A 23285-nucleotide genomic window follows, 5' to 3' on the forward strand; every position below is an offset into this window, starting at 1 on the left:
TTATATACCTTTTTCAATATTTATTCAGCTTCTTTAGACACCATAACCATTGCCGGGCGTAATAAGCGTCCGTTTAAGGTGTAGCCTTTTTGCATAACAGCAAGTACTGTATTAGGTGAAACATCATTACTTGGCTGAATAGACATCGCTTGATGAAATTCGGGGTTGAACGTTTCACCTTGAGGGTTAACCGTCTCAACACCAAACTTAGCGACTGCATCTGCAAAGCTTTTTAATGTCATATCGATGCCTTCAAGAACGGGCTTCAGCGTTTCATTTTCTTTATCTGAAAACTCAATCGCACGCTCTAAATTGTCAATGACAGGTAATAGCTCATTTGCAAACTTTTCTAAAGCAAATTTGTGTGCCTTCTCAACATCCTGAGCTGCGCGACGACGCATATTCTCAATATCAGCCGCAGCACGGACAACACTATCTTTTTGATCAATCACTTGCTGCTTCGTTGCTTCAAGCTCAGCGTATAGACCCGCTATTTCTTCTTCAGGGCTTAGTTCAGCTTCAACTTCGTTTACTTCAACTTCTTCAACTGAGTCGACGTGCTCAACTGGCTCTACAATTTCTTGCTCATGTTCAGTGGCATTATTTTGCTCAGACATGTAAAACTTCTCCGATTCTTTACAATTGTGGCTAATTATGGGGATTGAATTCTTAGATTCAAGTCCCAAAACTCTCAATTTTAGAAAATTCTCCAATGATTGCTTCTATGGGCGCATATACTGGACAAATTATACAAAAGCGACTCTGATACTCACCCTCAGTAAAGTAAGGCAAACTCAAGATTAAGGAGTCTTCAATGTTTAGAGTGTTAAGTTCGTTGGCATAGAGAACTGATATGCCATTTTTGAATGCCAGCCGGTCTTCCACCTCATGTAAAAATGGCACCCCAATATTGAGTTCTCCCTCGAGCTCAAGGCCTTGGTATAAATATCGCTCTCCAACGACAATACTATTATCTGTACCCAACTGTTGATTCAGCTCTCGAGTCCATTGCGCCAGTTGATCATGGCACTGTGGCGGAGCACAGTTTGCCATTGCCTTCATTCGATAAAGGCCTTCGATCAACGTTTGTTGACTAAATACCGTATTCATCCACGCGGCAAATTGGTAACGTAGTGCATCGGTATCGTTTTCTGGCTTTCTAATACAAATATTATGAGACTGCCCTGCCTTATCAATCAATAACACAAGCCAAGTCATACTATCAAAGCCTAAAACCTCAACCCTAAATACCAATCGAGAACTCGCCTGCGGCAAGCCTACACAACAACACACTTGATACTTTTGACTTAAACCATGGGCAAACTCAACCAGCTGCGTTTGTTGTGGCTGCCAATAAGCCCCTACTTTAATTCCTCAAACCAGTATCGAAAACCTGCCTCAGTGGGCACTCGGCCAGCTGACGTGTGAGGTGAATATAATAGCCCTTCTCGCTCAAGCCTTGCCATCACATTTCGAACCGTTGCAGAACATACGACCATGCCCTTTTGCTTGGCTATTTTACTCGATGCAACGGGACTACCTTCGCTATCGCAGTAAAGACTCATAACGGCTGTAAAGATTTGTTGGTCACGTGCTGTAATTTTCATATTATTTTAATGGTGACGTTAATTGTCAGTTTCAAGTAGCAAAGATTTCAGTTAGTCTTGCGCTATAAAGAACAAGGGCTATATAAAGATGACATCACCTTTTAAAACCATAGGTTTAATCGGCAAACCAAGCCATGAAGGCGCCGCGTTGACATTACAACGCTTATATACCTTTTTGCAAGCATTAGGTTACGAGGTTTTAGTAGAATCTCGCGTCGGTGCCCAAATTGACGCCATAAACAACAACTCATTAACAGAACTTGTCGAATTAGGTCGTTTATGTGATTTAGCAATTGTCGTAGGTGGCGATGGTAATATGCTAGGCGCTGCAAGGGTATTAGCACGCTTTGATGTTGCTGTTATTGGCGTAAACCGCGGAAACTTAGGCTTTCTCACCGATTTGAGCCCTGATGGGTTTGAAGCAAGCCTTGAAGCCGTATTGCGAGGCGAGTTTATTGCCGAGTCTCGATTTTTGCTCGAAGTTGAAGTTTACCGCCATGCGGAATTAAAAAGTGCTAATTCTGCGGTTAATGAAGCGGTTTTACATGCCGATAAAGTCGCGCATATGATTGAGTTTGAAGCGTTCATTGACGATGAATTTGTGTTTTCTCAACGTTCCGATGGACTGATAGTATCAACACCAACAGGATCTACAGCTTATTCATTATCAGGCGGTGGGCCAATTTTAACACCTGAGCTCAATGCAATGGCGTTGGTGCCTATGTTTCCACATACACTCTCAAGCAGACCTTTAGTCGTGGATGCAGATAAGCAAGTCAGGCTCAAACTAAGTTTATCAAATACTGACAGTTTACAAGTGAGTTGTGACAGTCACGTAGTACTGGCTGTATTGCCCGGTGATGAAGTAGTGATAAAAAAAGCAGATAAAAAATTGCGCTTAATCCACCCGAAATCATATTCCTACTACAATGTTCTTAGACAAAAATTAAATTGGGGTAGTAGGCTTTACTAATGCTATAGAGATGACGCACAATAGCAAATTAGCATTTTTCTAAATTAGGAAATTATAAGAATTATGAGCTACATTGTTTTTTCTACCTTGGTATTACTTATTACCTTATTAGGTGTCTATGTGGTTATTGAAAATAATCGTAAAAAGGCCAGAGACGCTGAGAAAAAAATATTCAATGATCGATTAAAAAATATCACATCTCAATTTAAATCTAGAACTGCAGAGTTTGTTGACGCAAAAGCACTGCGTCCAAAATACTCTCCTAAAATTAACGCTATTGTCGGTAATTTTTTCGTTGTTCAGCCTCATACTGAAGAAAATCTTGATCAACTTGAGCGTGTTGCCGAGCAGTTTGTTATGTCTGTGGTTTTTGAATTAAACAAATGCCGTGAAACGGGCAATATTGACTTGCTCGCCGATCAGTTACAGTATTTTGTTGCTGAACTCCCTAGCTCGGGGATTGCCTTTAATAAAGAATTCTATCATGAGATTCTACCTGCATTAATTGTCATGATAAAAACCCCAGACCAAGGCCCTAGTACACCGCAAAGTGAAGAGCTTACTGACGGCCAAGATGCTGTGCAATTAGAGAGTGAACAAGAGACAGAAAAAGACACCACACAAAAGGCTGCGGCTATAGCTCAATAATTTAGGTTAACGACTTAATAAAATCTATTTTCAGGTTGCATTTATTATAAACACTGTATAAATTAACAGTAAATAACTGTTTGGATACACAGTATGTTAACCAATTTGGAAGTCAATGACTTCGCTATCGTAAGTGCCCTCAATATCGAGTGGCACGCTGGTATGACTGCCATCACTGGTGAAACCGGTGCTGGTAAGTCAATTGCAATAGATGCCTTATCGTTATGTCTCGGTGAACGTGCTGATCCTGCCGCGGTTCGTCCAAGTGCCGATAAAGCACAAATAAGCGCTCATTTTGATATTAGCCAGCTTCCTATTGCACAACAGTTTTTATCTGAGCATATGCTTAACAACGACGATGAAGATTGTATTTTACGTCGAGTCATTAGTAAAACTGGCCGCAGTAAAAGCTATATTAATGGCATTTCTGTTACTGCCAGCCAACTTAGAGAACTTGGTCAGTACCTCATTTCAATTCACGGCCAACATGCCCATCAGTTACTACTTAAACCAGAACACCAACTGCATCTATTGGATTCTTATGCTGGCCACACGCCACTCATTAATGCAGTTAGAACTCAGTACATTCACTTCAATAAATTACAACGTGAGCATAGCGAGCTGCTAAAGCAACAACATGCACAGGCCGCACGTCAGCAATTGCTTGAATATCAAGTGGCCGAGTTGAACGAGTTTGCAATCGCACAGGATGAGTATGAAGCTATCGAAGTCGAACATAGTAAACTCAGTAATAGCCAAACAATTATTGAGACGTGTCAACGAGAGTTACAACACTTATATGAACGAGATGAACAAACAGTATTAAGCCAGTTACAGCAAAGTGTGCAACAATTTGTTGATTTAACTGGTTACGACCAAGCTTTAGAACCTATAGCACAAATGCTTGATGAAGCAGCTGTGCAAGTTGAAGAGGCATGTAGAGAGCTACGTAGCTATAGCGAAAATATCGAACAAGACCCCATGCGCCTGCAAGATGTCGAGTCTCGGCTTTCTCAAGCTATGGACTTATCTCGAAAACATCATATAAAACCTCAGGAACTGTATGAGTTTCATCAGCAGTTGTGCGATGAATTACAAAGTATCAGCTCAGATTCTGCACGCATTGATGACTTAGAAATAGAGATTGCGGATTCATTACATGCATATCAAGTCGCTGCACGCTCATTAAGCGACAGTCGCTGTAAAGCAGCAGCCAAACTCAATGCTTTAATTTCTCAAAGCATGTATTCGCTATCAATGGACAATGGTCGTTTTTCAATTGAACTACAACAAGTGCCACAACAAAAACCTAATAGCTCAGGCTTTGATAACATTGAGTTTTTAGTCTCAACAAACCCAGGGCAACCTTTACAGCCACTTGGCAAAGTGGCGTCTGGTGGCGAGCTTTCTCGGATCAGCTTGGCAATCCAAGTTATTATTGCACAACGAGTGACAACACCGACACTTATTTTTGATGAAGTGGATGTAGGGATCTCTGGGCCCACAGCTTCACAAGTTGGTAAACTACTACGACAACTCGGAGACTCTACCCAGGTGATCTGTGTAACACATTTACCGCAAGTCGCCTGTAGTGGACATCAACAACAGTTTGTCGCAAAAACAGTGAAAAATGGGCAAACGTTTACTTCTATGGAAGCCCTTGAACACTCTAAGCGCATTGCAGAAATCGCGCGGCTTATCGGGGGAAATAAAATAAGTGATACAACAAAAGCCAGTGCTGAAGAGTTACTCCTAGTACAAAGCGCATAGCACCAAACAGTACCAGCCAAACCAATTTGTGAATACAAAAAATAAGGCCCAATTAAGGGCCTTATTGTCTCCAGGGTAGTACAAACTAAACTTCTAAATAATCTAAAATACCTTCCGCTGCGTTGCGCCCTTCAAAAATAGCAGTCACAACGAGGTCTGAGCCTCTCACGGCGTCCCCTCCTGCAAAGATTTTTGGGTTGCTAGTTTGATGGGTATAAGCGCCCTGTTCCGGTGCTTCTATGCCCCCCCAGCTATTAATTTGCACATCATACTGTGATAACCAGTCTAAGCTATGTGGTTTAAATCCAAATGCAACCAACACAGCATCAGCATCTAAAACATGTTCAGAGCCTTCCACTTCCTGAGCCCGACGACGACCATTTTCATCCGCATCACCTAGCTGCGTTTTAATCATTTTCACACCAGCCACATTGCCGTTACTGTCTAATACTATCCCTTTTGGCTGAACATTAAATTGAAACTCAATACCTTCTTCTTTGGCATTTTTTACTTCACGTCGAGAGCCAGGCATGTTCTCTTCATCTCGACGATAGGCACAGGTGACTTTTGTAGCCCCATGACGTACCGAGGTTCGTACACAATCCATCGCTGTATCTCCCCCTCCTAAAACCACTACTTTTTTGCCAGCCATATCAATATAAGGTTGCTTAGACTCGTCATAGCTCATAACACGATTGGTATTGCCTATTAAAAATGGCAAAGCATCATGAACACCCATCGCATCTTCATTCTCTAGACCTCCGCGCATACTCTGATATGTCCCAACGCCTACAAATACCGCATCGTACTCACTAAGGAGATCATCCATGGTAATATCAGTGCCAATCTCGGTATTTAATCTAAACTCAACGCCCATTTCAGTGAAAATTTCTCGGCGTTTCTCCATGACTGACTTTTCAAGCTTAAAAGATGGTATCCCAAAAGTTAGCAATCCCCCTATTTCAGGATTTCTATCAAACACCACCGGTTTAACACCATTACGCACGAGTATATCTGCACAGCCTAACCCAGCAGGACCAGCGCCAATAACAGCAACTTTTTTGTCTGTCCACACAACATACGACATGTCTGGTTTCCAGCCTTGTGCAAATGCCGTATCTGTAATGTATTTCTCAATATTACCGATAGTCACAGCACCAAATTCTTCATTGAGTGTACATGCGCCCTCACACAAGCGATCTTGCGGACACACTCGGCCACATACTTCCGGTAAACTATTTGTTCTATGAGACAATTCCGCCGCTTCAATTATCCTGCCGGTACGAATTAACTTTAGCCATTGTGGAATATAATTGTGTACTGGGCACTTCCACTCGCAATACGGATTACCACAATCTAAGCAACGGTCCGATTGAGAGTTAACTTGATTTGTTGAGAATGGTTCATAAATTTCAACAAATGATTGCTTTCGAGTAGAAATTGGTTTTTTTCTCGGGTCTACTCGTTGTACGTCAATAAACTGATACACATTTTCGCTCATACTTCCCCCTATTGAGCCTGAACACGAAGTTCAGCACTGCTGCGTGCTCTATGACCAAGTAAGCTATTAACATCACTAGATTTAGGCTTAATCAACTTAAACATTGGTAAGTACAATTCAAAGTTAGCTAAGATTTGCTCAGCTCTTGAAGAGCACGTTAAGTCTAAGTGTTCAGCAATCATGCCGCGCAAATGCTCTTGATGAGAGACTAAGTTTTGTAAACTAACAACTTCCACCAATTCAGGGTTGATACGCTTAGTAAAGTCATCACTTTCATCTAAAATGTATGCAAAACCTCCGGTCATACCCGCGCCAAAATTAACGCCGACTTGCCCCAGAACACATACCACACCGCCAGTCATATATTCACACCCGTTATCTCCTAATCCTTCTACAACGGCATGGACACCCGAGTTTCTGACTGCAAAGCGCTCGCCAGCTCTGCCGGCAGCATATAATTTCCCTCCCGTTGCACCGTACAAGCAGGTATTACCTATTATTGTGGCTTGATGACTTGCGAAGCTTGACCCCATAGGTGGGCGCACAACTAATTTCCCACCAGCCATTCCTTTGCCAACATAATCATTTGCGTCGCCAACAAGAGTTAACTCAAGGCCACCCACATTCCAAACCCCAAATGACTGACCCGCAGTGCCATGAAGCTCAACTGCAACTGGATCAGCTGCCATTCCTTGGTTTCCGTGAATACTGGCAATATAGCCAGACAACATCGCACCGACAGAACGGTCAGTATTGGCAATCCGATTCACTAGCGAAATACCGCTTTTATTAATAATTGCTTGCTTTGCTTTGTCTAACAACAGTTCATTCAACTTACCCTGATAATGTGAAATATTCGGGGCTGAACAATACAGTGTTTCATTTGTTGGATTATTAGGTTTCGCTAACAAGTCAGATAAGTCCAACTTACTCTGCTTCGCTGTTTTGCCTTCGATCATATCCAATAAATCTGTTCGGCCTATCAGATCAACCAGTCTGGTAACTCCCAGCTGAGCCATGATCTCCCTCGCTTCTTGCGCGATAAATTTAAAGTAGTTCATCGCCATTTCAGGTAAACCATGATAGTGCTTTTGTCGTAATGTATCGTCTTGTGTTGCTACACCTGTCGCACAATTATTCAAATGGCAAATTCTCAAGTATTTACACCCAAGCGCAACCATCGGACCGGTGCCAAAGCCAAAGCTTTCTGCACCCAAAATTGCTGCTTTTATAATATCGAGGCCCGTCTTTAGACCACCATCTGTTTGTAACCGAATACGATGACGTAAGCCATTTTCGACCAATGCCTGCTGTGTCTCTGCTAACCCAAGCTCCCAAGGACTGCCTGCATATTTGACAGAAGTGAGTGGGCTAGCGCCTGTCCCGCCATCATAGCCCGCAATCGTGATTAAATCGGCATAAGCCTTTGCCACACCTGTTGCAATTGTGCCAACACCTGGTTCCGATACCAATTTCACTGAAATCATCGCATTAGGGTTAACTTGTTTTAAATCAAAAATCAGTTGGGCTAAATCTTCAATTGAATAAATATCATGATGCGGTGGTGGAGAAATCAACGTCACCCCAGGTACCGAGTATCTTAACTTAGCGATATAGGGGGTAACTTTTTCCCCTGGGAGCTGTCCACCTTCACCAGGTTTTGCCCCTTGCGCAACCTTTATTTGAATCACATCAGCGCTTTGTAAATAGTGAGGTGTTACACCAAAGCGTCCAGACGCAACTTGCTTGATACGCGAGTTCTTTTCAGTGCCAAAGCGTAATTTGTCTTCTCCACCCTCACCTGAGTTCGAACATCCACCCAAACGGTTCATTGCAATTGCCAAAGCTTCATGAGCTTCAGGAGAAAGTGCACCAATGCTCATTGCCGCAGAATCAAACCGTTTATAAAGTTCTGTGGCAGGTTCTACATCTTCAATTGAGACTGACTGTTGTGCCATATTAAGCGCTAACATATCTCGTAGATTGGTAACCGGTCGATTATTTACTAAATTCGCATATACTTGATAGTCAGCATAATTTCCCGAGCGTACAGCAACTTGTAACGTACTCACGACATCTGGATTATAAGCATGGTACTCTTCACCATGAACAAACTTTAATAAGCCACCATGACTCAATAACTTACGTTTACTGTATGCCAGTTTGTGCAGCTTTGTTTGGTCTGATTCAAATTCATCGAAGCACGCACCTTGAATTCGGCTCGCAACCCCTTTGAAACACAGTTCAACGAGTTCATTAGACAATCCAACCGCTTCAAATAACATAGAACAACGATATGAAGCGATGGTACTAATGCCCATTTTTGACATTATCTTGTATAACCCTTTATTTATCGCTATACGATACGATATCGTGACTTCCCGATAACTTTTCTTAATGACTTTATCGTCACACATTGCAACTAAAGATTCATAAGCTAAATAAGGGTAAACTGCTGTAGCGCCAAAACCAAGTAACACCGCAAAATGGTGTGGATCTCGCGCACTGCCCGTTTCTACAATTACGTTGGCATCACATCGCAAATTAGTATTGACCAACCTTTGCTGTACTGCGCCCACAGCCATTGCCGCTGGTACCGGCAAGGTATCTTTCGTTGTGTTCCTATCACTCAAAATAACCATCACACACCCTGACTTAGCACTTTTTTGTGCCTCATCACAGATCCGCTTAACTGCGTTTTTCAAGCCTTCTTCAGGCGCATAGTTTAAATCAATACAGCAAGCGCTATAATGTGCATCATCAGCTTCTTTAAGCTGCTGCATATCTGAATATGTTAATATCGGTGAGTCAAATTGGAGACGTTTGGCATGACCTGTTGTCTCGTTAAATACATTTTGCTCTCGACCAATACAGGTGGCCAACGACATAACGTGATTTTCACGTAATGGGTCTATCGGTGGGTTTGTAACTTGGGCAAACTTTTGTCTGAAATAGTCATATAACGCACGAGTTCCTTCGGAAAGAACCGCAAATGGGGTATCATCTCCCATAGAACCGGTTGCTTCTTGACCATTATCACCCATCACGCGCAAAACCTGATCTAGCTCTTCATTACTATAACCAAACAATTTCTGATACGTTTGTAACGTCACCTTATCAAAACTGCGCTGACCCGTATCCTGCTGCTCGTCAAGCTGTTCAAACGGGGTCAAACGTTTTACATTTTGCTCTAACCACGCTTTATAAGGGTGGCGCGCTTTAAGGTCTTGATCGATTTCATCCGACTGCCAGATTTTGCCATGTAGTGTATCAATAACCAACAATTCACCCGGCCCGACTCGCCCTTTCTCAACGACTTCGTCTGCAGCATAATCCCAAATACCGACTTCTGAAGCGAGCGTAATAAAACCATCTTGTGTAATAACATAACGCGCTGGGCGTAAACCATTTCGATCTAAGTTACAGGCTGCAAAACGACCATCCGACATCACAATACCTGCTGGTCCATCCCAAGGCTCCATATGCATCGAGTTAAAGTCATAAAAGGCGCGTAAATCTTCATCCATTGCCCTATTTTTCTGCCATGCAGGAGGTACCAACATTCTCATAGCTCTAAATAAGTCCATTCCACCGGCTAAAAATAGCTCAAGCATATTGTCTAAGCTGGATGAATCGGAACCCACTTCGTTGACAAAAGGTGCCGCATTTTGGAGGTCGGGCAATAGCGGGGATGAGAATTTATATGCGCGCGCGCGCGCCCACTGACGATTGCCTGTAATAGTATTGATCTCACCATTGTGCGCCAAGTAACGAAATGGTTGGGCAAGCGGCCAACGTGGTTGTGTGTTTGTTGAAAAACGTTGATGAAAAACACAAATCGCGCTGGTCATGCGCATATCAGCCAAATCTAAGTAGAAATTTGGTAAATCAACCGGCATCATCAAGCCTTTGTAAACCGTCACTAAGCCCGATAAGCTTGAAATATAAAATTGCTTATCTGCTTCTAATCGTTTTTCAATGCGACGCCGCGCAATATATAAACGTCGTTCAAGATCTTTTGGACGCCACCCTTCAGGTGCGCTCACAAAGACTTGTTCAAATATTGGTAACTGTTGTTGAGCAATCGGACCCAACATAGAAGGATCTGTTGGCACTATTCGCCAACCAACTAAGGTTAATGTTTCTTTTTCTAGCTCTTCATTAATAACATCTTTAGCGCGCGTTGCTAAAGTTTTATCTGGGTTTAAAAACACCATGCCTACGGCATAGTTTTTACCCAAGCGCCAATCATTTTCTGCTGCTATGGCACGGAAAAAGCTATCTGGCTTTTGTAGTAATAAACCACAACCGTCACCGGTTTTCCCATCAGAGGCTATCCCACCTCTATGCTGCATACGATCCAACCCTGTGATCGCTGTTCTAATGAGTTTATGGCTTGCTTGACCGCTTGTGTGCGCTATCAAACCAAAGCCGCAATTGTCTTTTTCTAATGCTGAGTCATATAACATGGACTCCTCCCCTTGCTACCCCTGCCAGTGGATTAAACTGCTGACGGTTATTACTGGCCGATATTCAAAATTAGCGGGGATTTAAAACTGAGTCAATACATTTGTGAATACATATTCACGAACATGAATATTTCTCATTGGTAAGACAAGTTAACCAAAATGTAAAAAAAATCTTTAAAATCGACTTTATCGAATGAAAAGCCAACATGACACCAGTGTCATTATGACAAAAAAGTAAATTAAAAATACAAAACAACACAGTTTACGTAAACGTAAACATACAAATTTGTGAATATATATTCATGAATATCATAACTGTGATAGATAATTAATAGAAAATATGAATATTATGCAGATAAGAATATGTGAATACTTGGTATAACATACAGCACTCAATAAACACGCTTCATTCGTGCCAATGTTAAAAATAAAAAAACCGAGCTCATGGCTCGGTTTTTTCTGTACAAACACTATTAGTTATTCAGCAGTGTCTGCTTCTGGTGTTTTATATTTTGCCGCTGTTTCTTGGATAAGAGGTTGCAACTCCCCACGCTGGAACATTTCAATAATAATGTCACAACCACCAATTAGCTCACCTTCGACCCATAACTGCGGGAAAGTCGGCCAATTTGCATAGTGCGGTAACTCAGCACGAATGTCTGGGTTAAGAAGAATATCAACATAAGCAAATTGCTCACCGCATCCCATAAGTGCTTGTGAAGCTTGTGATGAAAAACCACAATTTGGTAACTTCGGTGATCCCTTCATATATAGAAGGATTGGGTTTTCTGAAATTTGCTCTTTAATTTTATCAATGGTTTCCATCTTTAACCTCAAAAATGACGATAGCTTAAACCCTACCGATGCGCAATTGTATAAAAATGCATCGACTGGGCTAGATTCCTAAATAAGTATAAGGCAACGCCATTGCTGTTTGCCAAAACTTGAGTAAAATACTCAGGAATTATAGTATCACTATAAAGCCAACTCGTATAGAAAAGTGCACTCAACTGCGCTATGTTTCGTATCGATTTTGGCATTTAATAACAATTGGAGATTAAAATGGCATTTGAACTACCGTCACTACCTTATGCAATTGATGCACTTGAGCCACACATTTCAAAAGAAACACTAGAGTTTCACCATGGCAAACACCATAACACCTATGTCGTTAAACTAAATGGTCTTGTTGAAGGCACTGAACTGGCAACTAAATCATTAGAAGAAGTTGTATGCAATTCAGAAGGCGGCGTATTTAATAACGCAGCACAGATCTGGAACCACACGTTCTATTGGAACAGCCTTGCACCAAATGCAGGTGGCGAACCTTCAGGTAATGTAGCTGAGTTAATCAATGCAAAATGGGGCTCATTTGCAGATTTTCAGGCTGCGTTTAATGATAAAGCTGTTAACAACTTCGGCTCAAGCTGGACTTGGTTAGTGCAATTAGCTGATGGTTCACTTGATATTGTTAACACATCAAACGCTGCTACACCGTTAACTGAAGCAGGTGTTACACCAATTTTAACCGTGGACCTTTGGGAACACGCTTACTACATCGACTTCCGTAACGTACGCCCTGATTACCTTAAAGGTTTTTGGGCACTCGTAAACTGGGAATTTGCAAACGCAAACCTCGCATAATTCTTTGCAATAAAATCTGTTTATTTTTTTGCAATAAAGAGGCGCGTAAGCGCCTTTTTTCATTTGCGAATACCATTATGTTATTCCATTAAATGTTTGGAATTTTTAGGCAAATTCTAATTTTCACGTCTAGACTTAAAAGTAACCTTTCCCATTGAAGATTAAATAGCTTTCCTTATTTAAGCAGGTTATTGGAGGTCGTTATGACGATATTTGAACACTACCAATCCAGATATGAAGCAGCTCAAGAAGAAGAATACAGTATCGCTGAATTCCTAGAGATCTGTAAGAACGACAAATCAGCCTATGCCAGTGCCCCAGAACGCCTATTAATGGCCATTGGTGAACCTGAAATGATTGACACCTCAAACGATGCTAGACTCAGTCGACTTTTCTCTAATCGAGTCATCGCTCGCTATCCAGCATTCAATGAGTTTTATGGCATGGAAGATGCCATCGAGCAAATTGTTGCGTACCTAAAACATGCGGCTCAAGGCCTTGAAGAATGTAAACAAGTTCTATACTTGCTTGGCCCTGTTGGCGGCGGTAAATCTTCGATAGCTGAAAAGTTAAAGTATTTAATGCAACAGGTGCCAATTTACGCTATCAAAGGCTCACCGGTTAACGACCACCCGCTATCACTCTTTAATCCAGTTGAGGATGCTGAGCTCCTCGCGAAAGAATACGGCATTAAACCTCGGTATTTAAAGACCGTTATGTCTCCTTGGGCAACTAAACGTTTGCATGAATTCAACGGGGATATTAGCCAATTCAAAGTGGTGAAACGCTATCCGTCCATACTCGATCAGGTCGCTATTGCTAAAACAGAACCTGGTGATGAAAACAACCAAGACATTTCAGCTCTCGTGGGTAAAGTGGATATTCGTAAATTAGAGCACTTTGCACAAAATGACCCTGATGCATATGCCTATTCTGGCTCCCTATGCTTGGCAAACCAAGGTTTGATGGAATTCGTAGAAATGTTTAAAGCGCCCATTAAGGTGCTACACCCACTTCTTACCGCCACTCAAGAAGGCAATTACAACGGCACGGAAGGTATTTCTGCTTTACCATTCAATGGCATGATTTTAGCGCATTCCAATGAGTCTGAATGGCAAACATTTAAGAATAATAAAAACAATGAAGCATTCTTAGATCGTGTTTACATTGTCAAAGTGCCTTACTGCTTACGGGTATCGGAAGAAGTGAAGATCTACGATAAGCTCATTGAAAACAGTGAACTTGCCTCTGCGCCATGCGCGCCAGGTACACTCGAAACATTAGCAAAATTTGTTTCTTTATCACGTGTAAAAGAGCCGGAAAACTCAAGTATCTATTCGAAGATGCGGGTGTACGACGGTGAAAGCCTCAAAGATACTGATCCTAAAGCAAAGTCTTATCAAGAATATAGAGACTATGCAGGTGTCGATGAAGGCATGAATGGGCTATCGACTCGCTTCGCATTTAAAATATTATCTCGTGTATTTAACTTTGATCATGCCGAAGTTGCTGCCAATCCAGTTCACCTATTTTATGTACTTGAACAACAAATTGAACGTGAACAATTTAACGCCGAAATTCAAGAACGTTATTTAAGTCACTTAAAAGGTTATCTAATACCACAGTATGTTGAATTTATTGGTAAAGAACTACAAACTGCCTATTTAGAGTCATATTCTGAGTACGGCCAAAATATTTTCGACCGCTATGTCACTTATGCCGATTTTTGGATTCAAGATCAAGAGTATAGAGACCCAGATACAGGCCAGCTGTTCGACCGCTCGGCATTAAACGCTGAGCTGGAAAAAATAGAAAAGCCAGCAGGTATTTCAAATCCGAAAGATTTCCGAAATGAAATTGTTAATTTCGTCTTAAGAGCACGAGCACATCATAATGGCAGTAATCCAGTTTGGACCAGTTATGAAAAACTGCGCACCGTAATCGAAAAGAAAATGTTTTCCAATACTGAAGATTTGTTACCCGTTATTTCATTTAATGCAAAAACCTCTGCTGAAGATCAAAAGAAACACGAAGATTTCGTCAATCGCATGGTAGAAAAAGGGTATACCCAAAAGCAAGTTAGACTGCTCTCTGAATGGTATCTAAGAGTGAGAAAGTCACAATAAGATTAATTCGACTGAGAGGGTGATTTATGGCGCATTTTATAGACCGTCGCCTGAACGGGAAAAATAAAAGCACGCTTAACCGGCAACGCTTTATTAGGCGTTATAAGAAACAGATAAAAGAAGCTGTTTCAGATGCAATTAATAAGAGAAGCGTGACCGATGTGAGTAGCGGTGAAAGTATTTCAATTCCGCAAAAAGATATGAGTGAACCCGCTTTTCACCAAGGTAAAGGGGGGGATCGAGAAATGATCCACCCTGGTAATGACCAATTTACAACGGGCGACAAAATACAACGTCCCCCGTCGGGTCAAGGTGGAGGTGCTGGTGAAGGAGAAGCAAGTGATCAAGGCGAAGGTCAAGACGACTTCGTATTCTCGATATCGAAAGATGAATACCTTGATTTATTATTTGAAGACTTAGAGCTTCCTAATTTACAGCAAAGTCAGTTAGACAAGCTTGTACAAATGAAAACCCATCGGGCTGGGTTTTGTAATGACGGCATGCCAAGCAATTTAGATATTGTGCGTTCTTTACAAGGCTCACTCGCAAGACGAGTGGCTATGTCGGCAGGTAAACGCCGCAGGCTCAAAGAGGCTGAAACTGAATTGGCAGATTTGCTGAATGAGCCAGTGCCGCCACAACATCAAATATCCAAATTAGAATTAGAAATTGACGATTTAAAACGTAAAATCGCCGCAGTACCTTTTATCGATAATTATGATTTGCGTTTTAGAAATTATGAGAAAAAACCGCATCCAACAAGTAAAGCCGTGATGTTTTGTTTAATGGATGTATCTGGTTCTATGGATCAAGGTACTAAAGATATGGCAAAGCGTTTTTATATTTTGTTGTATCAATTTTTAACCCGTACATATAAAGATATCGAAGTTGTCTATATTCGCCATCATACACAAGCAAAAGAAGTCGACGAGCAAGAGTTCTTTTACTCTCAGGAAACGGGTGGAACCATTGTATCAAGTGCACTCAAGTTGATGGACGAAATCGTAAAAGATCGCTATTCGCAAGGTGATTGGAACATATATGCGGCACAAGCATCCGATGGTGACAATTGGGCTGATGACTCCCCCCACTGCACCGATATTATGACCAATCACTTGCTTAAAACGGTGCGCTATTATGCCTATATAGAAATTACCACCCGAGCACACCAAAGTTTATGGCGAGAGTATCAAGCAATTGAAAATTCTTTTGATAATTTTGCAATGCAACATATTAAAAGCGTTGAAGATATTTACCCCATATTCAGAGAACTATTTAAAAAGAATCGTCAACAACAAGGCGCTGCTTAGCCTTTATAGGAGGGAACTATATGAGTTATAACCCTATGAATGACGGACCTGATTGGACATTCGAGATGTTAGCGGAGTATCAGGCCGAAATAGCGCGAGTTGCAGAACACTATCGATTGGACACATACCCTAACCAAATTGAGGTGATCACTGCTGAACAGATGATGGATGCGTATTCAAGCGTTGGTATGCCCATTGGCTATAGCCATTGGTCGTATGGCAAAAAATTTATTCAAACTGAGCAAAATTATAAACGCGGCCAAATGGGCTTGGCGTATGAAATAGTGATTAATTCAGACCCGTGTATTGCCTATCTTATGGAAGAGAATACCTTACCAATGCAAGCACTGGTTATGGCACATGCTTGTTATGGGCACAACTCGTTTTTCAAAGGAAACTATCTATTCAAAACCTGGACTGATGCGCCTTCTATCATCGACTACTTATTATTTGCCAAAAATTACATTGCAGAATGCGAACAAAAATATGGCATTGACGAGGTTGAAAACTTACTCGACTCATGTCACGCATTGATGAATTACGGGGTAGATCGATATAAAAGACCGCAACAAATCTCTCTCTACGAAGAGCAAAAAAGACAAAAAGAACGGGAAGATTATCTACAATCGCAAGTCAATGAACTTTGGCGCACCATTCCGGTTAACGCACATGAAGAAAAAGTGAAGCGGATCCGCTTTCCTAGTGAGCCTCAAGAAAACATACTGTATTTTATTGAGAAAAATGCGCCTCTGCTTGAATCATGGCAACGAGAAGTCATTCGAATTGTTCGCAAAGTGTCTCAGTACTTTTACCCGCAACGTCAAACTCAAGTCATGAATGAGGGGTGGGCTACTTTTTGGCATTACACCATTCTTAACCACTTGTATGATGAAGGAAAAGTCAGTGATGCATTTATGCTCGAGTTTTTGCAAAGTCATACGAATGTTGTTTATCAGCCTCCCTATAATAGCAAGTTCTATTCAGGCATTAATCCATACGCGCTAGGGTTTAACATGATGGTGGATATTCGTCGTATTTGTGAAAACCCAACAGATGAAGACAAACAATGGTTTCCTGAATTCGCGGGAAAAGATTGGTTAGACACACTGCACTTTGCCATGGAAAACTTCAAAGACGAAAGTTTTGTCAGCCAGTTTTTATCTCCCAAGCTCATTCGTGATTTTAAACTATTTACAATTGTTGACCAGCAAAAGTCACCGCATTTAGAAGTTGGCGCCATTCATAATGATGAAGGCTATCAGTATGTGCGCTCTTCATTATCTGCTCAATATAATTTAAGTAATCACGAACCCAACATACAGGTTTACGATGTAGATGTTAGAGGCGATAGATCTCTAACATTGCGATATGTACCACAAAATGACATACCTCTAGCAGAGTCAAAAAAAGAGGTTCTGAAGCATTTGTATCGGCTGTGGGGGTTTTCAGTGAAGCTAGAGCAACTAGATGCTGACGGAACAAAAACGGTTATTGGTCAATGCCCGATTGAAAATAAAGAAGCATCGGCTTAAACATTAAAGTAGCTGCTCAGTCCTTGTATGCGTTAAACACCAATAAAAAAGGCCCTCTTGATAGGGCTTTTTTATTGGTCTCAATATATTGTCAAAAAAACGATGGTTACTTTTTCATCTCAATGCTGTATCCAGTCACCTTATTTCTACCTGTTTCTTTTGAATGGTATAAAGCGGTATCTGCCGCTTCAATCCACTCTTCATGTTTTTTAAAGTCACTGGTATAGGTTGCAAACCCGACACTTACGGTAATTTGTATTTGTTTGTTATCATAAAAAATAGATGACTTTTCTATTAAACTTCTTAAGCGCTCCGCAAATATTTGCGCACCTTCAACATCTGTATCCACTAAAGTGACCACAAACTCCTCACCACCATAACGTCCTGCCGTGTCAGTTTCTCTTAAGGTTTTTTTCAATAGATCAGAAATATGTCGTATGGCTTCATCTCCGCCACTATGACCATAGGCATCATTTACGCGCTTAAAGTAATCGATATCAAACATCAACAAGCTACAAATGCCTTGGCTACGTTGCAACCGCTTAAACTCTTTCCGTAATGTTGATTCCCAATACCCGCGATTTGCCAGTGTGGTCAAGCTATCAGTGCGACTCATTTGTTCAAGCTTATGATTTGCTTGTTCCAATTCTAACTTGTTCATTGCTTCATCGGTAACATCATAAATAATGATACAAATATGGCCTACCTCGCCCGTGATCGTACTCAAAGGAATAATTGTTGAGCTTTGATACATATGATCCGCTTTTCCTGTGATCGGGCGGTAATTTTTAAATTTAAATATATACGGCTGTTGTTCCCAAATAGTAAAAGAGCGATTTTTTAATACAAATACCGACTCTGTTTTACTTCTAAACCACTGCTCATCAATACTCGGAAACAAATCAAAGATATCTTTGTCTTTTACAGCGCTTGGCAACAATCCAGAATGGTTTTCCATAAACCCATTCCAAATACACACTTTGTAGTCTCTGTCTAATACGACTAAACCAACATCAACCGTATTAAACATATCCATTAACCAATGGATTTCATTCATGTCAAAATCAGCAGCAGGCATAGTTTTAATCTTCTAATAAGTATTCGACTTTATACTTTAAGGTCTTCAATGAGTCCTCAGTAAATAACAGCATTAAGTCACAATTGATGTTGTGGTTTTCTATTCCATAGCTAATTTCTATAGCAAGCGTGCGCTGCCATCTAGATTTATTGGCTTTTACCAGTTCAGACACATCGCAGTGCTGCCCCAGCACAACTGGGTGTCCTTGGCTAAATGGCATGTCGAGTTGTCGTGACAACCCAGTTAGAATAGACCCTATTAAGATGTTACTAATGTCCATCAACAGTTCAAGCTCAACTTTCTCGTTAAGTTCCCCGTGATAATTCATGAGTGAGGCTACTTCTTTGAAGCTAGAATCATTCAATAATAACAATGCTTCGCCCGAAACCCCGCCGCCTATAAACCCTTGGCACACACCCGAGGTACTTGCGCTAGCATCAATTGCTTGCAAAGCCATGTGTAATTCACTCACTTCAAGCACATTCACATTGGGTATGGGTAACTCAACAAATACATTAAGCAATCGAGCTAATAAGTCACCGGCCTGCCCCATTGCAACATTGGTCAATTCTTGGTAAATATCTCTAATTTCTGGGTCGAGTTGTTCACCGAGCTTATGAACCAAGCTCTCACGTATTGCGCGATCTCTGATCCCGTGATGCTCTATTATTTCAGCCAGCTTTGCTGCATCACAGGGCTTACGAATAAAATCGATCGCACCCAACTCAATAACGCGCTGATGTGCATTTGGCTGAATATCACCCGATACAACAACCGTTAAAACGTTTAAATCTTGGCTTTGAATTTCTTGTAATACACCATAACCATCCATGTGCGGCATATTTAAATCTAAGAATAAAATCTCTGGTGAACACTGTTTGATTTTCTCAATGCAATCTAATCCGTGTTCAGCAAATTCAACCTTAATATCCCAATCCTCAGGCAACGAACGGGCCAATTGTCGGCGCGCTAATTTAGAGTCATCACATATTAAAACTAATGTTGACATAAAAGCTCTCTTTGCTCGAGTTGATCTCAATAGTCACTCAATTGAGACAATAGTGGTTATTATACTGTTTTTAGTGGCTCAATTTTACGGCTAATGTTAATAAAATACCTAACGATTTACAACGTGCTTATCCGGTAATACTTTGTTAGCGTTTTACAGTATAATACACTGACGCCAATTAAGATAACTCGAAAAGGAATACTTTATGCTGAAAGTCTCCATTATTGCTACAAGCCTCATCGCCATGAGCGCCTTTGCTTACGATTTACCAGAGAATACGATTGACTCAGGCAAAGTTCATGCACAAGATAAACCTGTAACCCTTTTAGGTAAAGGCGTTACTGAAGGTCAACAAGCCCCTAACTTTAAAGTAGTTGATGATGCATTTGTACCTGTGAACCTATCTGATTTTAACGGGCAAGCGGTATTAATAAGTGTTGTACCAAGTTTAGATACTGGCATTTGTAGCCTACAAACGAAACACTTTAATGAACAAGTCGCAAATACCTATAAAAACATAAAAATGTTAACAATTAGTGCTGATTTACCCTTCGCACAAAAACGTTTTTGTAAGCAAGAAAATATAGATAAAGTCACGACACTATCAGACTCAGTGTGGCGTAATTTTGGCGAGAACTACGGTTTATACATAAAAGATATGGGATTACTCAGCCGAGCGGTTTTAATTCTAGATAAAAATCATAAAATTGTTTATAAGCAATTAGTCAAAAACCTTGCCTCTGAACCTGATTACACACAAGTCATTGAACAATTAAAAGCACTATAAAAAAACCGCCAACAGGCGGTTTTTTCTTAATTTAAGCATCAATCAAGCAATTAGCCTAAAAGCTCTGCAAGTTGGCCGCTGACAGCTTCAACAGCCTGAGTACCATCTAATTTATGGTATTGCGTGTTACCTGAGTCAGCTTCCGCTTGGTAGTAGCTTACCAATGGCTTAGTTTGCTCATGGTAAATACCAAGGCGCTTTTTAACTGTTTCTTCAACATCATCAGGACGAATGATTAAGTCTTCGCCTGTCACGTCATCTTTGCCTTCAACCTTTGCAGGGTTATAAACAACATGATAAACACGACCAGAACCAGGGTGTACACGACGTCCGCCCATACGCTCAACAATGATGTCATCAGCCACATCGAACTCAATAACGTGGTCAATGCTAATGCCATTGTCTTTCATTGCATCAGCTTGTGGAATTGTACGAGGGAAACCATCCAGTAAGAATCCTTTTGCACAATCGGCTTTAGCAATACGCTCTTTTACAAGGCCAATGATGATTTCATCAGATACTAGCTGACCTGCATCCATCACTTTTTTCGCTTCAAGGCCTAAAGGCGTGCTTTCTTTGATAGCAGCGCGCAGCATGTCACCAGTAGAGATCTGTGGAATGCCGTGCTTTTCCATTAAGAATTGTGCTTGAGTGCCTTTACCTGCACCCGGTGCGCCCAAAAGGATAATGCGCATAATATGTTCCTCGTATCGGAGTTTATTTAAATTTGGTTGAATTTTTTCATAAGCGCCGGTGTTTCTCAAGCAACTTATACTAATTGCTAAGGTAAATTCGTTATAGATAAAAAAAAGGGGCATAAAGCCCCCTTTTCTAACTCAATTTAAATGCTTATTTGCTTAAATCAAGCATGAGTTTGTTCAAACGAGCAACAAACCCTGCTGGGTCTTTTAAGCTACCGCGCTCTGCAAGTAACGCTTGGTCAAATAATACTTCTGACCACTGTACAAACTTGTCTTCATCTTGCTCAACATTTAGGTGTTTAACAAGCTGGTGCTCAGGGTTCAGTTCAAATACTGGCTTAGACTCTGGTGCCGCTTGGCCCACAGATTCCATCAGCTTTTGCATTTGAGAACTCATGTCGTGCTCATCAGCAACAACACACGCAGGAGAATCAGTCAAACGATGCGTAAAGCGTACTTCTTTCACTTTATCACCCAGCACTTCTTTAATGCGCTCAACTAAGCCTTCAACTTCTTTTTCGCTCTCTTCTTGTGCTTTCTTCGCTTCTTCGTCGTCTAACTCACCTAAATCTAAGTCACCACGAGTGATTGATTGTAGTTGCTTCTCATCAAGCTCAGTTAGGTGGCTCATCATCCACTCATCAACACGGTCAGACAGCAATAATACTTCTATGCCTTTCTTACGGAAGATTTCTAGATGTGGAGAGCTCTTAGCTGCTTCAAAGCTATCAGCAACAACATAATAAATCTTATCTTGGCCTTCTTTCATACGCTCAACGTATTGTTCTAACGACACGTTCTGTGTTGCTTCGTCAGTGTGCGTAGAGCTAAAGCGCAATAGTTTAGCTATCGCTTCTTTATTTGCTGAATCTTCTGCTGGACCTTCTTTGATCACTTGACCAAATTCATTCCAGAATGTTTGATACTCTTCAGGCTTGTTTTTGCCCATACGGTCAAGCATTTTAAGTACGCGAGATGTACAGCCTTTACGAATTGCCTGTGTGATCTTATTGTCTTGTAAGATTTCACGAGAAATATTCAGAGGCAAATCGTTTGAATCAAGTAAACCTTTTACAAAACGTAAGTAGCTCGGCATGAACTGCTCAGCGTCATCCATAATGAAAACGCGTTGTACATAAAGCTTTAAGCCCGTTTGACGGTCACGGTTGAACATGTCGAACGGCGCTTTTTTAGGAATATACAATAAGCTTGTGTATTCTGTTTTACCTTCAACCTTGTTATGTGCCCATGTTAGTGGCTCTTCCCAGTCATGACCAACGTGCTTGTAAAACTCTTTGTATTCTTCTTCACTGATCTCTGATTTATCACGAGACCAAAGCGCTGTGGCACGGTTAATGGCTTCCCACTCACCCGGAACTGCTTCAATTTTTTCACCGTCTGGACCTTCTGACTCAGGTACTGGTGCTTTGAACATTTCAACAGGAATAGAGATATGGTCAGAGTATTTAGTCACAATACCGCGTAGTCTGAAGTCGTCTAAGAACTCACCTTCTTCTTCACGTAAATGCAGCACGATTTCAGTACCACGACCTTCTTTTTCAACTTCAGCAAGCGTGTAATCGCCTTCACCTTGTGAATGCCATTCAACAGCTGTGCTTTCACCCGCTTTACGCGTAGTTACAGTTACAGCATCTGCAACGATGAATGCAGAGTAAAAACCAACACCAAATTGACCAATTAGCTGTGAATCTTGTGCTTGATCACCCGTTAAGTTACTAAAGAACTCAGCCGTACCAGATTTAGCAATCGTCCCTAATGAGCTGATCACTTCTTCACGTGTCATACCAATACCGTTATCAGAAATAGTCACGGTATTCGCGTCTTTATCAACACTTACACGTACGCGTAAATCTGCATCACCATCATAAAGGCTACCATCAGACAGAGCTAAAAAGCGCAGTTTATCTGCTGCATCTGATGCGTTAGATACAAGTTCACGTAAGAAGATTTCTTTATTCGAGTACAAAGAATGGATCATTAGGTTTAATAATTGTTTTACTTCTGTTTGAAAGCCTAATGTTTCTTTTTGAGCTGTGGTCATCGTTCTCTCCGTCTAACCAAATTGATACTAAATATTATGCAAAAGGATATGGGGGGGAGTTTTTCAAG

General features: G+C 41.1%; 16 protein-coding genes and 1 pseudogene. 8 read left to right on the plus strand and 9 right to left on the minus strand.

The genetic code is table 11. The features are described from left to right. Window positions 1–20: 20 nt before the first annotated feature. On the minus strand, window positions 21–617 hold the full coding sequence (gene grpE / locus PAUR_RS11595; RefSeq protein WP_192507901.1) for a nucleotide exchange factor GrpE: 597 nt from the start codon (window positions 615–617) through the stop codon (window positions 21–23). 58 nt (window positions 618–675) lie between these two features. Next, window positions 676–1607: pseudogene (locus PAUR_RS11600) on the minus strand (HrcA family transcriptional regulator). Window positions 1608–1695: 88 nt separating this feature from the next. Here PAUR_RS11600 and nadK point away from each other — a divergent pair. From nadK to recN, 3 genes are all read left to right on the plus strand, one after another. Next, window positions 1696–2580 (plus strand): NAD(+) kinase, encoded by an 885-nt coding sequence (nadK, locus tag PAUR_RS11605; RefSeq protein WP_192507902.1) that lies wholly within the window; start codon window positions 1696–1698, stop codon window positions 2578–2580. 63 nt (window positions 2581–2643) lie between these two features. Further along, on the plus strand, window positions 2644–3228 hold the full coding sequence (locus PAUR_RS11610) for a hypothetical protein (protein WP_192507903.1): 585 nt from the start codon (window positions 2644–2646) through the stop codon (window positions 3226–3228). Between the two features lie 93 nt (window positions 3229–3321). After that, the gene (recN, locus tag PAUR_RS11615; RefSeq protein ID WP_192507904.1) at window positions 3322–4998 is read left to right on the plus strand and encodes a DNA repair protein RecN; all 1677 of its coding nucleotides are present in this window, start codon (window positions 3322–3324) and stop codon (window positions 4996–4998) included. Window positions 4999–5083: 85 nt separating this feature from the next. Here recN and PAUR_RS11620 read toward each other — a convergent pair whose 3' ends face one another. The 3 genes from PAUR_RS11620 to PAUR_RS11630 all read right to left on the minus strand — a co-directional run bounded on the left by PAUR_RS11620 (window position 5084) and on the right by PAUR_RS11630 (window position 11793). Continuing rightward, entirely contained in the window at window positions 5084–6499 is a 1416-nt protein-coding gene (locus PAUR_RS11620; protein ID WP_192507905.1) for an FAD-dependent oxidoreductase, read from the minus strand. Window positions 6500–6507: 8 nt separating this feature from the next. Continuing rightward, complete coding sequence (gltB, locus tag PAUR_RS11625; RefSeq protein WP_192507906.1) at window positions 6508–10968, minus strand: glutamate synthase large subunit; 4461 nt, start codon at window positions 10966–10968, stop codon at window positions 6508–6510. 477 nt (window positions 10969–11445) lie between these two features. Next, the gene (locus tag PAUR_RS11630; RefSeq protein WP_192507907.1) at window positions 11446–11793 is read right to left on the minus strand and encodes a Grx4 family monothiol glutaredoxin; all 348 of its coding nucleotides are present in this window, start codon (window positions 11791–11793) and stop codon (window positions 11446–11448) included. 237 nt (window positions 11794–12030) lie between these two features. Here PAUR_RS11630 and PAUR_RS11635 point away from each other — a divergent pair, with 237 nt between their 5' ends. The 4 genes from PAUR_RS11635 to PAUR_RS11650 all read left to right on the plus strand — a co-directional run bounded on the left by PAUR_RS11635 (window position 12031) and on the right by PAUR_RS11650 (window position 17580). Beyond that, a complete protein-coding gene (locus PAUR_RS11635) occupies window positions 12031–12612 on the plus strand; it encodes a Fe-Mn family superoxide dismutase (RefSeq protein WP_192507908.1) in 582 nt (193 codons plus the stop codon). A gap of 203 nt (window positions 12613–12815) precedes the next feature. Then, window positions 12816–14738, plus strand: a complete 1923-nt coding sequence (locus tag PAUR_RS11640; protein ID WP_192507909.1) for a PrkA family serine protein kinase — start codon at window positions 12816–12818, stop codon at window positions 14736–14738. 26 nt (window positions 14739–14764) lie between these two features. Next, entirely contained in the window at window positions 14765–16048 is a 1284-nt protein-coding gene (locus PAUR_RS11645) for a YeaH/YhbH family protein (protein ID WP_192507910.1), read from the plus strand. A gap of 20 nt (window positions 16049–16068) precedes the next feature. Then, complete coding sequence (locus tag PAUR_RS11650) at window positions 16069–17580, plus strand: SpoVR family protein (RefSeq protein WP_192507911.1); 1512 nt, start codon at window positions 16069–16071, stop codon at window positions 17578–17580. 106 nt (window positions 17581–17686) lie between these two features. On the opposite strand, the gene PAUR_RS11655 is transcribed toward PAUR_RS11650, so the two are convergent. Together PAUR_RS11655 and PAUR_RS11660 are read right to left on the minus strand one after the other, a co-directional pair. Then, window positions 17687–18658: a sensor domain-containing diguanylate cyclase gene (locus PAUR_RS11655; protein WP_192507912.1), complete on the minus strand. Its 972-nt coding sequence runs from the start codon at window positions 18656–18658 to the stop codon at window positions 17687–17689. Window positions 18659–18662: 4 nt separating this feature from the next. After that, entirely contained in the window at window positions 18663–19667 is a 1005-nt protein-coding gene (locus tag PAUR_RS11660) for a response regulator (RefSeq protein WP_192507913.1), read from the minus strand. Between the two features lie 205 nt (window positions 19668–19872). Between PAUR_RS11660 and tpx the strand changes: the two genes are divergently transcribed. Beyond that, window positions 19873–20454 (plus strand): thiol peroxidase, encoded by a 582-nt coding sequence (gene tpx, locus PAUR_RS11665; RefSeq protein WP_192507914.1) that lies wholly within the window; start codon window positions 19873–19875, stop codon window positions 20452–20454. Between the two features lie 50 nt (window positions 20455–20504). On the opposite strand, the gene adk is transcribed toward tpx, so the two are convergent. Together adk and htpG are read right to left on the minus strand one after the other, a co-directional pair. Then, window positions 20505–21149 carry an adenylate kinase gene (gene adk / locus PAUR_RS11670; protein WP_192507915.1) on the minus strand — a complete coding sequence of 215 codons (645 nt, stop codon included), beginning with the start codon at window positions 21147–21149 and terminating at the stop codon, window positions 20505–20507. 154 nt (window positions 21150–21303) lie between these two features. After that, window positions 21304–23217 carry a molecular chaperone HtpG gene (htpG, locus tag PAUR_RS11675; RefSeq protein WP_192507916.1) on the minus strand — a complete coding sequence of 638 codons (1914 nt, stop codon included), beginning with the start codon at window positions 23215–23217 and terminating at the stop codon, window positions 21304–21306. Window positions 23218–23285 lie beyond the last annotated feature (68 nt).

This window comes from Pseudoalteromonas aurantia 208 (assembly GCF_014858725.1).
Classification (GTDB): Bacteria; Pseudomonadota; Gammaproteobacteria; order Enterobacterales; family Alteromonadaceae; genus Pseudoalteromonas; species Pseudoalteromonas aurantia.

Excerpts from the sequence above, each read along its gene's own strand:
- grpE (WP_192507901.1), bottom strand. The coding sequence starts at position 617 with ATGTCTGAGCAAAATAATGCCACTGAACATGAGCAAGAAATTGTAGAG.
- nadK (WP_192507902.1), top strand. The coding sequence starts at position 1,696 with ATGACATCACCTTTTAAAACCATAGGTTTAATCGGCAAACCAAGCCAT.
- PAUR_RS11610 (WP_192507903.1), top strand. The coding sequence starts at position 2,644 with ATGAGCTACATTGTTTTTTCTACCTTGGTATTACTTATTACCTTATTA.
- recN (WP_192507904.1), top strand. The coding sequence starts at position 3,322 with ATGTTAACCAATTTGGAAGTCAATGACTTCGCTATCGTAAGTGCCCTC.
- PAUR_RS11620 (WP_192507905.1), bottom strand. The coding sequence starts at position 6,499 with ATGAGCGAAAATGTGTATCAGTTTATTGACGTACAACGAGTAGACCCG.
- gltB (WP_192507906.1), bottom strand. The coding sequence starts at position 10,968 with ATGTTATATGACTCAGCATTAGAAAAAGACAATTGCGGCTTTGGTTTG.
- PAUR_RS11630 (WP_192507907.1), bottom strand. The coding sequence starts at position 11,793 with ATGGAAACCATTGATAAAATTAAAGAGCAAATTTCAGAAAACCCAATC.
- PAUR_RS11635 (WP_192507908.1), top strand. The coding sequence starts at position 12,031 with ATGGCATTTGAACTACCGTCACTACCTTATGCAATTGATGCACTTGAG.
- PAUR_RS11640 (WP_192507909.1), top strand. The coding sequence starts at position 12,816 with ATGACGATATTTGAACACTACCAATCCAGATATGAAGCAGCTCAAGAA.
- PAUR_RS11645 (WP_192507910.1), top strand. The coding sequence starts at position 14,765 with ATGGCGCATTTTATAGACCGTCGCCTGAACGGGAAAAATAAAAGCACG.
- PAUR_RS11650 (WP_192507911.1), top strand. The coding sequence starts at position 16,069 with ATGAGTTATAACCCTATGAATGACGGACCTGATTGGACATTCGAGATG.
- PAUR_RS11655 (WP_192507912.1), bottom strand. The coding sequence starts at position 18,658 with ATGCCTGCTGCTGATTTTGACATGAATGAAATCCATTGGTTAATGGAT.
- PAUR_RS11660 (WP_192507913.1), bottom strand. The coding sequence starts at position 19,667 with ATGTCAACATTAGTTTTAATATGTGATGACTCTAAATTAGCGCGCCGA.
- tpx (WP_192507914.1), top strand. The coding sequence starts at position 19,873 with ATGCTGAAAGTCTCCATTATTGCTACAAGCCTCATCGCCATGAGCGCC.
- adk (WP_192507915.1), bottom strand. The coding sequence starts at position 21,149 with ATGCGCATTATCCTTTTGGGCGCACCGGGTGCAGGTAAAGGCACTCAA.
- htpG (WP_192507916.1), bottom strand. The coding sequence starts at position 23,217 with ATGACCACAGCTCAAAAAGAAACATTAGGCTTTCAAACAGAAGTAAAA.